Source organism: Reyranella sp. (genome assembly GCF_052439685.1).
In the GTDB taxonomy this organism is placed as follows: Bacteria; Pseudomonadota; Alphaproteobacteria; order Reyranellales; family Reyranellaceae; genus Reyranella.
Window position 1 is genome coordinate 101,779 of the sequence record NZ_JBQVQG010000007.1, and the last position, 12,857, is coordinate 114,635.

Annotated in this window: 16 protein-coding genes; 4 read left to right on the forward strand and 12 right to left on the reverse strand. The window is 65.7% G+C overall.

The window, feature by feature from the left end; all coding sequences use genetic code 11:
- Positions 1-4: 4 nt before the first annotated feature.
- From ACT6UX_RS11705 to ACT6UX_RS11720, 4 genes are read right to left on the reverse strand one after another with little or no spacing between them, the layout of a single operon-like run.
- Positions 5-919: a polysaccharide deacetylase family protein gene (locus ACT6UX_RS11705; RefSeq protein WP_444775323.1), complete on the reverse strand. Its 915-nt coding sequence runs from the start codon at positions 917-919 to the stop codon at positions 5-7.
- A 2-nt stretch (positions 920-921) separates the two neighbouring features.
- Positions 922-1,764, reverse strand: coding sequence for a phytanoyl-CoA dioxygenase family protein (locus ACT6UX_RS11710; RefSeq protein WP_444775324.1), 843 nt, complete (start codon positions 1,762-1,764; stop codon positions 922-924).
- A gap of 1 nt (position 1,765) precedes the next feature.
- Complete coding sequence (locus ACT6UX_RS11715; RefSeq protein WP_444775325.1) at positions 1,766-2,518, reverse strand: SDR family oxidoreductase; 753 nt, start codon at positions 2,516-2,518, stop codon at positions 1,766-1,768.
- Between the two features lie 40 nt (positions 2,519-2,558).
- Entirely contained in the window at positions 2,559-3,317 is a 759-nt protein-coding gene (locus ACT6UX_RS11720; protein WP_444775479.1) for a TerC family protein, read from the reverse strand.
- Positions 3,318-3,466: 149 nt separating this feature from the next.
- Here ACT6UX_RS11720 and ACT6UX_RS11725 point away from each other — a divergent pair, with 149 nt between their 5' ends.
- A complete protein-coding gene (locus ACT6UX_RS11725) occupies positions 3,467-4,633 on the forward strand; it encodes an MFS transporter (protein WP_444775326.1) in 1,167 nt (388 codons plus the stop codon).
- On the opposite strand, the gene ACT6UX_RS11730 is transcribed toward ACT6UX_RS11725, so the two are convergent.
- The 3 genes from ACT6UX_RS11730 to ACT6UX_RS11740 form a co-directional block, all read right to left on the reverse strand.
- Entirely contained in the window at positions 4,606-5,586 is a 981-nt protein-coding gene (locus ACT6UX_RS11730) for an aldo/keto reductase (RefSeq protein WP_444775327.1), read from the reverse strand. The two genes, ACT6UX_RS11725 and ACT6UX_RS11730, sit on opposite strands and share 28 nt — an antisense overlap.
- 80 nt (positions 5,587-5,666) lie before the next feature.
- Entirely contained in the window at positions 5,667-6,662 is a 996-nt protein-coding gene (locus ACT6UX_RS11735; RefSeq protein ID WP_444775328.1) for a hydroxyacid dehydrogenase, read from the reverse strand.
- 75 nt (positions 6,663-6,737) lie between these two features.
- On the reverse strand, positions 6,738-7,217 hold the full coding sequence (locus ACT6UX_RS11740; RefSeq protein ID WP_444775329.1) for an Lrp/AsnC family transcriptional regulator: 480 nt from the start codon (positions 7,215-7,217) through the stop codon (positions 6,738-6,740).
- 90 nt (positions 7,218-7,307) lie between these two features.
- Between ACT6UX_RS11740 and ACT6UX_RS11745 the strand changes: the two genes are divergently transcribed.
- Together ACT6UX_RS11745 and ACT6UX_RS11750 are read left to right on the forward strand one after the other, a co-directional pair.
- On the forward strand, positions 7,308-7,553 hold the full coding sequence (locus ACT6UX_RS11745) for a DUF6356 family protein (RefSeq protein ID WP_444775330.1): 246 nt from the start codon (positions 7,308-7,310) through the stop codon (positions 7,551-7,553).
- A 127-nt stretch (positions 7,554-7,680) separates the two neighbouring features.
- On the forward strand, positions 7,681-8,064 hold the full coding sequence (locus tag ACT6UX_RS11750) for an HPF/RaiA family ribosome-associated protein (protein WP_444775331.1): 384 nt from the start codon (positions 7,681-7,683) through the stop codon (positions 8,062-8,064).
- On the opposite strand, the gene ACT6UX_RS11755 is transcribed toward ACT6UX_RS11750, so the two are convergent.
- The 4 genes from ACT6UX_RS11755 to ACT6UX_RS11770 are packed head-to-tail and all read right to left on the reverse strand — an operon-like array spanning position 8,061 to position 11,171.
- On the reverse strand, positions 8,061-8,669 hold the full coding sequence (locus tag ACT6UX_RS11755; protein WP_444775332.1) for a DsbA family protein: 609 nt from the start codon (positions 8,667-8,669) through the stop codon (positions 8,061-8,063). The genes ACT6UX_RS11750 and ACT6UX_RS11755 overlap by 4 nt on opposite strands.
- On the reverse strand, positions 8,666-9,199 hold the full coding sequence (locus tag ACT6UX_RS11760; protein ID WP_444775333.1) for a hypothetical protein: 534 nt from the start codon (positions 9,197-9,199) through the stop codon (positions 8,666-8,668). Before ACT6UX_RS11760 ends, ACT6UX_RS11755 begins: the two co-directional genes overlap by 4 nt.
- Complete coding sequence (locus ACT6UX_RS11765) at positions 9,196-10,371, reverse strand: M20 aminoacylase family protein (protein ID WP_444775334.1); 1,176 nt, start codon at positions 10,369-10,371, stop codon at positions 9,196-9,198. The genes ACT6UX_RS11760 and ACT6UX_RS11765 overlap by 4 nt, the downstream gene beginning before the upstream one ends.
- Positions 10,372-10,376: 5 nt before the next feature.
- Complete coding sequence (locus tag ACT6UX_RS11770; RefSeq protein ID WP_444775335.1) at positions 10,377-11,171, reverse strand: alpha/beta fold hydrolase; 795 nt, start codon at positions 11,169-11,171, stop codon at positions 10,377-10,379.
- Positions 11,172-11,219: 48 nt separating this feature from the next.
- On the opposite strand from ACT6UX_RS11770, the gene ACT6UX_RS11775 reads away from it, so the two are divergent.
- Positions 11,220-11,567 carry an MliC family protein gene (locus ACT6UX_RS11775; protein ID WP_444775336.1) on the forward strand — a complete coding sequence of 116 codons (348 nt, stop codon included), beginning with the start codon at positions 11,220-11,222 and terminating at the stop codon, positions 11,565-11,567.
- 36 nt (positions 11,568-11,603) lie between these two features.
- On the opposite strand, the gene argC is transcribed toward ACT6UX_RS11775, so the two are convergent.
- Positions 11,604-12,581, reverse strand: coding sequence for an N-acetyl-gamma-glutamyl-phosphate reductase (gene argC, locus ACT6UX_RS11780; protein ID WP_444775337.1), 978 nt, complete (start codon positions 12,579-12,581; stop codon positions 11,604-11,606).
- Between the last annotated feature and the right edge of the window lie 276 nt (positions 12,582-12,857).

The window sequence follows — 12,857 nt, forward strand, 5'->3', positions numbered from 1 at the left end:
GAGTCTATGCCGGCGGCGGCGTCATGGCCCCCTTGGGCAGCGCCGCGCAATGGTCGTAGATGTCGCTGGGCCGCGTGAACCAGACCTTGTCCTTCTGGGGGTGGTTCGCGATGTGCTGCAGCGCCTCGCGCAGCGCCCGAAGCCGGTAGGGCTGACCCACGATCATCGTATGCAGCGCGATGCCGCAGACCAGCGGCTGCTTCGCCGACTGCCGCAGCAGTTCCTCGAACTGGCCGATGATCATGTCGCGAAACTCCTCGCCGCTGTGATGGCGCACCAGGACCTGCGGACTGTCATTGACCTCGATCGGGTAGGGAATGCTCATCAGAGGGCCTGAGCGCGTCTTCATCCAGATCGGCTGGTCGTCGTTGGGCCAGTCCATCAGGAAGTCGTAGCCGGTCTCCTTGAGGAGGTCGGGCGTGACGCGGGTCGAGGCCATCCACGGCGCCATCCAGCCGCGCGGACGCTGGCCCGATGCCTTCTCGATGGAGTCGCTGATCTCCTGCAGGAAGCGCTTCTCGTCGGCCTCCCACATGCCGCCGTGGCGCTCGGCATTGGTGCGGCCATGGCCGATGAACTCGTCGCCGCGGGCCTTCAGCGCGTCGACGATCTGCGGCGCATAGTCGAACACCGTCGTGTTGATCAGGTGCGCGGCGGGCAGATTGAGCTCGTCGAACATTTCCAGCAGGCGCCACACGCCGACCCGGTTGCCGTAGTCGCGCCAGGCGAAGGTCCGCGGATCGGGCGGCGGATTGGCGACGGTGAGGAGGTGCCCTTCGCCCGCCCCGAAAGCGAAGTGCTCGATGTTGAGGCCGATATAGACCGCGAGCCGCTTGCCCTCGGGCCACGAATAGTCCTTGCGCTCGGTGATCGGCGAATAGGGATAGCGGTCGTGATACGGCAGCTTGATCGTGTGCATTCCTACCTCTTGACGACCGCAACCTTGTTGTCGGTCTGCTCGGTATTCATTCGTCGGAACCTGTCCACCGCCTCGGCGTGGAAGGTGCGCTCCTCCGGCCCCGCATCCTGCAACGGCCGGCGCTCGTCGTCGAAATGTCCGTAGCTATCCTCGCCGCGCACCAGCATGGCGCTGACACGAGTCGACGAAGTGCAGCGCGCCGAGGTCGGGATGTAGCTGATGCCCAGCCCGATGCGACGGTCGTTCGAGCGGTTGGGCCGCGAATTGTGCACGAGATGGGTATGGTGCAGCGAAAACTGGCCGGCCTTCACCGGCATGAAGGCCGTCCGGCTGCGGTCGAAGTCGCCCGCCAGCTCCTGGCCGCGCGACAACAGGTTCTCGGGGTCCTGCATCTCCGCGTGCGGCAGCTGGCCGAGCTTGTGCGACCCCGGCACGACTTCCATGCAGCCCGCCTCGACCGGCGCGTCGGAAAGCGCTACCCAGGCGGTGACGTGGCAGGCGGGTTCCAGCGCGAAGTAGGTCGCGTCCTGGTGCCAGCTCACAAAGGTGCCCGAGCCTGCATCCTTGGGCCAGACGCTGAGATGGAACAGCCGGATATCGGGGCCGATCAGGTCTTCGACCGCATCGAGCACCTCGGGCGAATGCACGATCTCATCGACCCACGGAAAGAGAAGATGCGGCTTGAAATTATGGCCCCGCGTCAGCTTCTGGCCCTGGGCGCGCTCGAAGGATTCGAGCCTGTCGCGCCACGCCCGTGTCCGTTCGGTCGAGAAGGCATCGACCGGGCAGACATAGCCATCGCGCGCATAGGCTTCGACCTGTTCAGTCGTGAGCTTCTTCGGCATGTCAGTGCGCCGTCCAGCCGCCGTCGACGAACAGCAGCGATCCCGTGGTGAAGGATGAGTCGGAAGAGGCAAGGAAGAGCGCCGCCTTGGCGACCTCTTCAGGCTGGCCGATGCGGCCCATCGGATGGCGCACCTTCCAGAAGGCGCGCGCCGCTTCCGGATCGGGCTGGCGCTTCAGCGAGCGCGCCGGCATCGGCGTGTCGATGACGCCGGGCATCAACGCATTGACGCGGATGCCCTGCGCCGCATGATCCACGGCCACCGTCTTGGTGAAGGACACGATCGCGCCCTTCGAGGCGATGTACGCCACGTTGGTGCCGAGGCTCGACTGCGCGAGTTGCGAGCCCAGGGTGACGATGGCGCCGGACTTCGCCGCGATCATCGGCTGGATGGCGTGATGAACCCAGAGGAAGGTGCCTTTCACGTTGATCGCGAAGGTGCGATCCCAGGTCGCCTCGTCGACTTTATCGACGGTGCCGCCGAAGGAGGCGCCCGCCGCCGTGACCAGTACGTCGACGCGGCCCCATTTCTCGAGGACCTTTGCCACGCCGGCACGCGCCTGGTCGTTGTTGCTGACGTCGGCCGGGATGACGAGAGTCTCGCTGCCGATCTCGGCGGCGACTTTCGCCAACCCCGCCTCGTCGAGATCGACCAGTGCGACCTTCGCGCCTTCGGTTGCGAACAACCGGGCGGTCGCGGCACCGATGCCGGATGCCGCGCCCGTGACGATAGCCACCTGATCCTTGAGCTTCATGGCGGAAGCTTAGCGCGCGCCTCCGCCCCTTGTCAGTGCGTCAGCGTGGCCGCTTACGCAACGGTCGTTTGCGCTGTGCGCGACGCACCATCATGTTCAGCCCCTCGATCAGGCCCGAGAAGGCCATGGCCGCATAGATGTAGCCCTTGGGCACGTGCACGCCCATGCCGTCGGCGATCAGGGTCATGCCGATCATCAGCAGAAAGCCCAGAGCCAGCATGACGATGGTCGGATTGTTGCCGATGAACCTGGCAAGACCGTCAGCCGAAGCAAGCATCAGGCCAACCGCCACGACGACGGCGATCACCATGACCGGGATATCGTCGGTCATGCCCACGGCCGTGATGATGCTGTCGAGCGAGAAAACCAGGTCGAGGATCAGGATCTGGCCGATGACGCCCGCCACGGTGACGCGCACGGCCTTGGCGACTGCAGCCTCCTCGTCTTCGTGCTCTCCCACGACATGATCGCGAATCTCGCTGGTCGCCTTGTAGATCAGGAACAGGCCGCCGGCGATCAGGATGAGGTCTCGCCAGGAAAAGCCATGGTCGAACAGTGAAAAGAGCGGCGAGGTAAGCTGGACGATGAAAGCGATGCTGCCCAACAGGCCAAGGCGCAGGAATACCGCCAGCCCGATGCCGATGCGCCGGGTGCTGGACCGCTTCTCTTCCGGCAGCTTGTTGGTCAGGATGGAGATGAAGATCAGGTTGTCGATGCCCAGCACGACTTCCATGACGATCAGGGTCGCGAGCGCGGCCCAAGCCTGGGGGTCGCGGGCAAGGGCGAGGAGTTCTTCCATGGCCGCAACATAGGTCATTGCTGCTTCCCGCCAAGAGACCTTTCTTTTACACAGGCGACCCGCTAAGCCCGCACCCGATGCCTTCCCCCGCCGCCCCGTCGCGGCCCTCCCCCGCCAGCCTCCCGCCTGCCGCGCCGACGATCGCCATCGTGCTGCTATCGGTTGCCGCCTTCGCGTCGGCCGCCAACATGCGCGTGATCGACCCGCTGCTGGTGCAGCTCTCCGCCGCGTTCGGGGTCACCGTCGGCGCCGCCTCGATCGCCGCCACTGCCTTCCTGTTCGCCAACGGCGTCTTCGTGCTGGTGCACGGCCCGTTCGGTGACCGCTACGGCAAGATGCCCGTCGTCGCCATCGCCTGCATCGGCGCGGCCCTCTGCTGCATGTTGAGCGCCGTCTCGGCGTCGCTGGGGATGCTCACCCTGGCGCGCTTCCTGACGGGCGTCACCGGGTCCGCGATCATCCCGCTCGCCATCGCCTGGGTCGGAGACAATGTAAGCTACGAGAAGCGGCAGGCGACCCTGGCCCGCTTCCTCACCGGCCAGACACTCGGTCTGATGACCGGATCGGCCCTGGGCGGCGCGATCGGCGACTGGCTAGGCTGGCGATCGGTCTTCTGGGTGCTGGCTGCGATCTACATTCTGGCCGGCGGCGCCCTGTTCGCCGTCATGCGCGCCCGGCCCGACATTGCCCGGCCGGGCGAGCGGGCGGCGGGCTCGATGATCGGCCAGATGGTCCGCGTTATCCGGCGGCCTTGGGCGCTCACGGTCATCCTGGTCGTGGCGCTCGAGGGCGGGGTTTTCTGGGGCGCCTTCACCTTCGTCGGCGCCGACCTCCACCAGCGCTTCGACCTTGGATTCGCCGCCATCGGTCTCGCCGTTGCCGCCTTCGGCGCCGGCGGCTTCCTCTACGTGATGATGGCGCACCATCTCGTGCGCATCCTGGGCGAGCGCGGCCTCTGCACCTGGGGCGGCACCGGCCTCGGCATCGCCTTCGCCGCGATGGCGCTGGCGCCGACCGCCGAAGTCGAGTTCGCCGCCATCGTCCTGTCGGGCGTGTCGTTCTACATGTTCCACAACACGCTGCAGACCAACGGCACCCAGATGGCGCCGGAAGCCCGCGGCGCCGGCATGGCGTTGTTCGCGCTCTGCCTGTTCGTTGGCCAGGCGATCGGCGTGCCCATCGCTGCACCGATCGTCGATCGCTGGGGCGCGCCACCCGTCTTCTGGGCGGCGGCCCTCGTGCTGCCGCTGCTGGCCTTCTGGTTCTCCGCCGCGATCGGCCGGCGGCCTCAGTTGACCGGCGAAACCCGGAACTGATAGGGCGCCTCGAGCTCCTTGCACTCCTCGGCGGTCAGAGAAATCTCGGTCGCCTCGGCGGCGGAGGTGAGCTGGTCGAGATCGGTGGCGCCGATGATGGGGGCGCCCATGTACGGCTTGTGCAACAGCCAGGCGAGCGCCGCCTGCGCCGGCGTGCAGCCCTTCACCGCGGCGAGCTTCTTCAACCGCTCGGCGATCTCCCAATCGCAGTCGCGATAGGTGCCGTCCTTCACGACCGTATCGTTCTTCGCCCGCTCGGTGGCGCCGCCACCCTCCTTGCTGCGATTGCCCGCGAGGAAGCCGCGCGCCAGCGGCGAATAGGGGATGAGCCCGACGCCCTGCTCGTGGCAGAGCCGGTTCATCTCATGCTCCTCCTCGCGCTGGATCAGGTTGTAGAGGTTCTGCATGGCAATCGGCCGTGCATAGCCCTTCCAGTCGGCGATCATGACCATCTGCGCGAACTTGTAGGCCGGCATGGTCGAGCCGCCGATGTAGCGGACCTTGCCGGAGCGCACGATCTGGTCGAGCGAGTACATGGTCTCCTCGATCGGCGTGTGCGGATCGAGCCGGTGGACCTGGTAGACGTCGATATAGTCGGTCTGCAGGCGCTTCAGCTGGGCGTCGACAGACGCCATCAGGTGCTTGCGGCCGGTGCCGACATCGTTCTGGTTCTCGCTCATGCGGATGCCGACCTTGGTCGACAGCACGAAATCCTCGCGCTTCGCCATCTTCATGAGCGTGGCGCCCATGATCTCCTCGGAGCGGCCGAAATTGTAGGTGTCGGCGGTATCGAAGAAGGTGATGCCGACGTCGAGCGCGCGCTTGAAATAGGCCGGCGCCTCCGACTCGTCGAACTTGCCCCAGCCCCGCCGGCCCTTGGCGCCCCACGAGTTTCCGCCGAGACAGATCCGGCTGACGATCAGGCCCGAACGGCCGAGCGGTCCATACTTCATCGCTACCCCCTCCAAAAAGTTGCGGCACCGGTCGCTTCCGACCGATGCCGCATATCCAGACTCCGCCTGTGTGCGGACTCCTAGCCCAGCACTTCCTTGTTCACGCAGTTCGCCGCATTGGGCCTGCCGTCGAACACGCTCAGGATGTTCTCGATGGCGGTGACGGCCATGCGGTCGCTCGCCTCCTTGGTGACGCCGGCCATGTGCGGGCTGAAGATCACGTTCTCCAGGGTGAACAGCTTGTTGGCCGGATCCGGCGGCTCCTTGTCGAGCACGTCGAGACCGGCGCCGCGCAGCTTGCCGGTGCTCAGCGCCTCGTAAAGCGCATCCTCGTTCACGATGCCGCCGCGCGCGGTGTTCACCAGGAACGCTTCGGGTTTCATGAGACCCAGCGTCTCCGTGTTGAAAAGGTTGATCGTCTCGGGTGCCTTCGGACAGTGGATCGACACGAAATCGACCTTGGGCAGGATCGCCTTGAGGTCGGTCACCTTGGTGGCGCCGGCCTTCTGGATATCGGCCTCCGAGATATTCGGATCGAGGACGAAGACTTCCATGTCGAAGGCGACGCAGCGCTTCACCGTGCGTGAGCCGATGCGGCCCATGCCGACGACGAGGATGGTCTTGCCCGACAGATCGGCCGGCAGGTCGGTGAGACGCTGCAGCCAGCCCTTCTCACGCACGAACCGGTCGTACTTCTTCACCAGGCGCGCCGAGGCCAGCAGCATGTACATCGCATGCTGGTCCACCGAGACCGAGTTGGCGATGCCGGTGGTCATCAGCGGAATCTTGCGCTTGTTCAGCGCCGGGATCTCAACGGCATCGAAGCCGACGCCGAGACGGGCCACCACCATCATGCCGGGTGCCGCGTCGAGCTCGGCCTGGCGGAACGGCGTGGCGCCCAGGGTCACCGCGTTGGCGTCGACGAGCTTGGGATGCAGCGACGGCACCGTGTCGTCGGTCAGGATCTCGTAGTCGACATCGTCACGCGCCTTGAGGACGGCAATTCCCGCCTCCGGCATGCGGCCGACGATCAGCACCTTCTTGCGGTTCTTGCCTGTATTCGGACCCGTATTCATCGTTTCCCCTGCGATCTTGTCATGCAAACGGGCGCGATCCTAAGGCCGGCCGGCGCAGGAGGCCAGAGCCTGCAACTAGGGCAGGTAATTCAGGGGCAACCGCGTCGTTGACTTGATCTCCTCCATCGCGAACATCGAGGTCACGTCGGACAGCTCGATCTTGGCTATGAGGCGCTTGTAGAAGGCGTCGTAGGCCTCGATGTCGGGCAGTGCGAGGCGGATGAGGTAGTCGATTTCACCGCTCATGCGATAGCAGTCCATGACCTCTGGGAACGAGGCAATCGCCTTGGCGAATCGGGTGAGCCACTGGGCGCTGTGCTGGGCGGTGCGCACCGCGACGAAGACGGTGACGCCCGCGTTGACGGCCTTGCGGTTCAGCAGCGCCACGCGCGACCGCACGATGCCCTCTTCCTGCAGGCGGTTGATACGGCGCCAGCAGGGCGTCGTCGACAGGCCGACGCGCTTTGCAACTTCGGCGAGCGGGATATCCGAATTGTCCTGCAGGCAATCCAGGATCTTCTTGTCGAAGGAATCGAGTACGAATTTTCCAGCCATGGGCTTTCCTGAGAATGACGTTCTCAAGTTTGGCTGCGGCGACGCAAAGGTAGCAAGCCGTTTCCGGGCCCCGCCGGTAGAATTCGTTCCATGATCCGCCGCTTCACCGAACATCCCGCCTCGGTCAACGAGACCTACCTTCAACACATGGGCATGGCCTTCGGCTTCGGCGCCAGGATGCTGGTCGGCTCGCTGGCCTGCTTCGTCCATGGCATCTTCCCATGGATGTGCCTGACCCGCGGCAGCGACACGGTCCGCACGCTCCATCATCGTATGGTGAGCCATCGCGTGGTGCGTCCGGCCAAGGACGACGCCGTCGTCGTCGCGGCGGAGTAGCTCCGGCCAGACGAACGCGGCGATCTCAAGGCGCAGACCTGCCCGGCCTGCCACCATCGGCTTCCGCAACTTCTCTCCGTCATGTTACGTTTCCCGAGTGGGGGAGTTAACAGCAGCGGAGGCTCGAATGGAAACACCCGTACGGATTACCTATCAGGGCGGCACGCCGAGCGAAGCGTTGAACACGCTTATTGGCGAACATATCGAGACGCTCGAAAAGCTGCACGGCCGGCTCACCTCCTGCCAGGTTATCGTGCAGGTGCCCGACCGGCACCACCGCACGAGCAACCTATTCAGCGTCAACATTCACATCGCCCTGCCGGGCCATATCGACGTGAACATCGACCACAGTTCGCACGACGACGAGCGGTTCGCAGATCCGACCTTCGCGGTGAACGACGCGTTCCGGAGGGCCAAGCGCCAGATCAAGGAACGCGCGCGCAAGCAACGCGGTGAGGTGAAGAATCTCCATGAGCGGGTCAACCGCGCACTGGATCGACCAGAGCCCTAATAGCGGCGCGGCACGCCTTTTTTGTCGAGTCTTTCTCTCAGGAGAAAGACTCGATCGCCGCCCCAGAAAATCTCGCCATCGAACACGAAGCTCGGGACGCCGAAGATGCCGGAGGCTTCGGCCTCGCTGCGAAGCGCGTCATGGCGGGCACCGCCTTCGCCGTTAAGGAAGGCGGCAAAGCCCGTTGGTGCGCCCGCCTGTTCGAGGACGCCACTGACAGCCTGCACGCTTTCGGGATCGAGATCGCGCCGCCAGAATCGCTCGAATGCCAGGTCGTTGTAGGCGCGGAAGACGCCGTGCTGCTGGGCATAGAGCATCCCGGTATTGATCGCGCGGGCGTAATAGATTTTCTTCGGGCCCATCAGGGTGAGGCCCTGCTTGTTGGCGAAGCGCCGCGCGTCCATGTAAGCATAGCGCACGCGGCGCCAGTGATGCGGATCGCGCTGCTCGACCGAGCCCTGGAACGAGGCGATGTCGAGCGTGTAGGGCCGCCAGTCGAGGTCGATCTCGTAGTCGGCCTCGAGTTCGTAAGCCCACGCCTTGGCCACGAAGGCATAGGGGCTGACATAGTCGCTCCAGAGGACGACCTTCGCGCGCCCCGTCACGGTGTGCGCGTCTCCCGCCGCCACAGCCACCAGAAGGCGCCGCCGACCGCGACGACCATCAACGTGCCGACCAGGAGCAGCATGGCGGAATCCTGAATCCACGCCACGGCCGGCACGGACACGGCGAGGAAGAGACCGACCAGACAGATGCGCCAGACCCGTGCGTGAACGCCCGCCACGAAGGTGCCGAGCGCCAGCAGGATCAGCAGCGCGAGGCTGGTCGCGTTGTCGTTCACCACGCCACGCACCTCAGGCAGGAACATCAGCCACATCGCGGCCAGGAAGGCGAGCCAGTGGAGCGCCTGTGTCACGATGAGCCGCAGGTGATCGGCGGTCTTGTCGACCTCCCGCCAACCCGACATCACGCAGGCGAGGCCGTAGATCGGCGCCAGCACCATCCAGTAGGCGTATGTCGTGGGCCCGCGAAATCCCGTCAGAATGATGCCGCCGACCGCCAGCGCCAGCATCGCCACATAGGGGAGTTCGCGGACCAGCCAGTGCCGGCTGGCGCCCTCGCCGGCGGTGCTCAACGCGGGTCCTTTGCCAGCCGCGTCTCGACCACGCGCGCCCACAGCGTCGCGCCCAGTGTGAGCGCCTCGTCGTTGAAGTCGTAGCTGGGATTGTGGACCTCGCAGCCGCCCTCGCCGCCACCGTTGCCGATGTTGATGAAGGCGCCCGGCACCTGCTCCAGCATGTAGGAGAAATCCTCCGAGGCCATGACGAACGGGCCTTCGCGGTTCATGTTCTCCGGCCCAACGATCTCCGCCGCCACGTCGGCGATGAACTTGACCGCGTCCTTGTCGTTCACGAGCGGCGGGAAGGTGATGCGCACATCGGCCTTGGCGCTGCCGCCCAACGTCTGCGCGATACCGCTGGAGATGGTCTCGATCCGCTCCTTGATCAGGGCCATCGTCTCATTCCTGAAGGCGCGGATCGTGCCGCGCAGCACGGCCTCCTGCGGGATCACGTTGTAGGCGTCGCCCGAATGCATCTGCGTCACCGAGATCACCGCCGAATCGAGCGGCGCCACGTTGCGCGACACGACGCTTTGCAGCGCCGAGATGATCTGAGTGGCGATGATCACCGGATCGATGCCGGTTTCGGGACGCGCCCCATGCGCGCCCTTGCCGGTGATGTGGATGTCGAACAGGCCGCCGCCGGCCATCTGCGGGCCCGAGCGGATGGCGAACTTGCCGACGTCGAGCTTCGGCCTGTTGTGCATGCCGAAGATGGTCTCGCAGGGAAACTTCTGGAACAGCCCGTCCTTGACCATCGCCTCGGCGCCGCCGCGGCCCTCTTCGGCCGGCTGGAAGATGAGATGCACCGTGCCGTCGAAGTTGCGGGTCGCGGCGAGATACTTGGCGGCGCCCAGCAGCATCGCTGTATGGCCGTCATGGCCGCAGGCATGCATGCGGCCCTTGTGCGTGCTGCGATGATCGAAGGTGTTGAGCTCGTCCATCGGCAGCGCGTCCATGTCGGCGCGCAGGCCGATGGCACGCGGGTTGTTGCCGACGCGGATCGTGCCGACGACGCCGGTCTTGCCGATGCCCGTCGTGACCTCGCAGCCCCACTCCTTCAGCTTCTGGGCCACGATCGTGCTGGTGCGCTCCTCCTCGAAGCCCAGCTCCGGGTGCGCATGGATGTCGCGGCGGATGGCGGTCAACTCGGCGGCAGCGGCGGCGATCAGCGGTTCGATCTTCATGGCGGTCAGGACTCCAAAAGGAAGGCGGTCATTACACGACGAAATTCTGCGCCGTGCACGTTCGGATATGCATGGCCGCCGTCCGGCAGCACATAGGCGCGCGCGCCGGGGACCAGGCGCACCAGCTCCTCGGTGAAATAGAGCGGCGTGACCGTGTCGTCGCGGGCGCAGACGGCCAGGGTGCGCGCCGTCACCCTCTGCAGCTCAGCACGCCGGTCGTGGGCCACGATGGCGGCGATGCGCGAGAGGACGATCTCGGGAACCGGAATGGTCTCCAGCGCCTTCGCCTCGGCGGCTACGAGAGCGGCATCGTGATCGCGCACCCAGGCCGGTGAATTCAGCGCCAGCGCGCTCGACTTCAGATAGGCCGCCGGCCCCAGCTCGCGCAGCATCAGCGACCGCATCTCGAACAGCCGGCGGAAGAAAGCATCGGTTTTCGCCCAGGTGGCGCTCAGTACCAGCCGGTCGATCCGCCCTGGATGGTCGATCGCGAGAATTTGCCCCATCGCGCCACCGGTCGAGTGTCCGCACCAGTGGACCTTCTCGTACCCCAGCCCCTCGATGAGCTGCCGCGCATCGTCGGCCATCTGCTCGACGCTGTAGTCGATCCGCGACAGGCTGCTGCGCGCGGTGCCACGATGATCGTGCACGACGACGGTGAAATTCTTCGCCAGCTCGGACACGTTGTCGCCCCACCAGCGGCCATCGCCCCCGAGGCCAGCGACCAGAAACAGCGCGGGGCCGGCGCCATGAACCTCGTAGTAGAGTTCGGCGCCGTCGCGCAGCTTGAACAGGGCCATTCCGTCTCCTCGGCGATTTGCTATGTTGCCCCGGGAGGTAAGCGCACCATGAAGCGCCTGTCGATTCTTGCGTTGATCCTGATCGGAGGCTGCGCTCCGAAGGAGCAGCCGTTGACCACCACGATTCCGCGGCCGTCGCCCGACGAGGCGACTCCGACCGGCATCGCCTATCTCTGTGACGGCCGCAAGGAAGTGTCGGTGGTCTATGCCAAGAATCGCGCTTCGGTGACGATGGGCGACCGGACCTGGCGGCTCGAGTACCAGGGCAGCGTGCCCGGCTTCCGCTACGCCAGCACGACGACCGAATGGGCGGGCCGCGACGATCTCGCCACGCTCCGGGAAACCGCCGGCAACCCCCTCGCCTTCAACTGCCGTCCGACCCGCCGCACGACCTGACGCGGCGGATTCCATGGCTGCAGGTGGCCCGCTTCATCAGGGCCAAACGGGCATACCGTCCAGCCCCGCGGTTTCCGGAAGGGCGCATATCAGGTTCGCATTTTGCACCGCCTGCCCGGCGGCTCCCTTGCCGAGATTGTCGACGACACCCAACGCGATCACCAGGTTGCGCTCCGGATCGGCCGCATAACTCACGAAAGCCAGGTTCGAGCCGGTTGCCCACTTGGTCTGTGGCGGCTTGTCGGTGACGCGGATGAACGGCCGCCCGGCATAGAAGCGCCGGGCCGCGTCCAGGCACTGGTCCGTAGTGGCACGGCCGCGACAGTAGATGGTGGCAAGCACGCCGCGTGTCATGGGCACCAGGTGAGGCGTGAACACCAGACCGTCGGCGCTGCCGCCCCTCAGTCGCTCGATCGTCCTGACCATTTCCGGCATGTGGGTGTGCTTCAGCAGACCGTAGGGCACCAGGTTCTCGTTGCTCTCGGCGTAGCCGAACCTGCTGTCGGCGCCGCCCCGGCCGGCACCGGAGATACCGGTCTTGGCGTCGATCACGATGTTGCCGGGCTCAATCAGCCCGTCGACGAGCAGCGGCGCCAGCGCAGTCAGGGTCGCGGCGGGGAAGCAACCGGGATTGGCAACGCGGGTCTTCCCGGCGATCTCGCCCGGCCAGACGTCAGCCAGGCCATACGCCCATCCCTCGACGTAGCGATGATCGCCGCCGATATCGACGATCTTCACGTCCTTCGGAACGCGCGCCAGTGCATCGGCCGAAGCGCCCGTGGGCAAGGACGCGAACAGCAGGTCGAGCTTCGGCAGCTTCTCGGGAACCCATTTCTCGATCGTCAATCCCGCCAGCCTCGCCGGCAGTCCGGGGAAACGGTCCACCAGCCGGCTGCCCGCACTGCCCTCGCCTGCGGCGTAGACCAGTTCGAAGAACGGGTGGCTCGCGACCAGGCGCAAGGCCTCGCCGCCGCCAAAGCCGCTGATCCCAACGATACCGACACGGATGTTCATGGTGATGTCCTCTTAGGTGCGGGCAAAACAAAACCCCCGGAGCCGGGGGCTGCGGGGGTTCGGGAACGAGCCGGGTCGTATCCGGCGGGACTTAGGGTGACGAAGTCACCACACCGACGGACGCAGATCGACGCGCAGCCCGAAGAGCCGCCGCTTTGATGAAGCGGCGTCGGCGTCGATCACAGAAGGTCCCGTTCCTGAGCATGTCATTCGACACTGTCGCCACACCCAGCAAGCGTCAAGCGGAATGTCCGCCGACCGGCTACTTCAGCCAGA

What these genes read in the sequence shown, in the direction of transcription:
- ACT6UX_RS11705 (WP_444775323.1), bottom strand. Translation starts at nt 919, where the DNA reads ATGCACACGATCAAGCTGCCGTATCACGACCGCTATCCCTATTCGCCG.
- ACT6UX_RS11710 (WP_444775324.1), bottom strand. Translation starts at nt 1,764, where the DNA reads ATGCCGAAGAAGCTCACGACTGAACAGGTCGAAGCCTATGCGCGCGAT.
- ACT6UX_RS11715 (WP_444775325.1), bottom strand. Translation starts at nt 2,518, where the DNA reads ATGAAGCTCAAGGATCAGGTGGCTATCGTCACGGGCGCGGCATCCGGC.
- ACT6UX_RS11720 (WP_444775479.1), bottom strand. Translation starts at nt 3,317, where the DNA reads ATGGAAGAACTCCTCGCCCTTGCCCGCGACCCCCAGGCTTGGGCCGCG.
- ACT6UX_RS11730 (WP_444775327.1), bottom strand. Translation starts at nt 5,586, where the DNA reads ATGAAGTATGGACCGCTCGGCCGTTCGGGCCTGATCGTCAGCCGGATC.
- ACT6UX_RS11735 (WP_444775328.1), bottom strand. Translation starts at nt 6,662, where the DNA reads ATGAATACGGGTCCGAATACAGGCAAGAACCGCAAGAAGGTGCTGATC.
- ACT6UX_RS11740 (WP_444775329.1), bottom strand. Translation starts at nt 7,217, where the DNA reads ATGGCTGGAAAATTCGTACTCGATTCCTTCGACAAGAAGATCCTGGAT.
- ACT6UX_RS11745 (WP_444775330.1), top strand. Translation starts at nt 7,308, where the DNA reads ATGATCCGCCGCTTCACCGAACATCCCGCCTCGGTCAACGAGACCTAC.
- ACT6UX_RS11750 (WP_444775331.1), top strand. Translation starts at nt 7,681, where the DNA reads ATGGAAACACCCGTACGGATTACCTATCAGGGCGGCACGCCGAGCGAA.
- ACT6UX_RS11765 (WP_444775334.1), bottom strand. Translation starts at nt 10,371, where the DNA reads ATGAAGATCGAACCGCTGATCGCCGCCGCTGCCGCCGAGTTGACCGCC.
- ACT6UX_RS11770 (WP_444775335.1), bottom strand. Translation starts at nt 11,171, where the DNA reads ATGGCCCTGTTCAAGCTGCGCGACGGCGCCGAACTCTACTACGAGGTT.
- ACT6UX_RS11775 (WP_444775336.1), top strand. Translation starts at nt 11,220, where the DNA reads ATGAAGCGCCTGTCGATTCTTGCGTTGATCCTGATCGGAGGCTGCGCT.
- argC (WP_444775337.1), bottom strand. Translation starts at nt 12,581, where the DNA reads ATGAACATCCGTGTCGGTATCGTTGGGATCAGCGGCTTTGGCGGCGGC.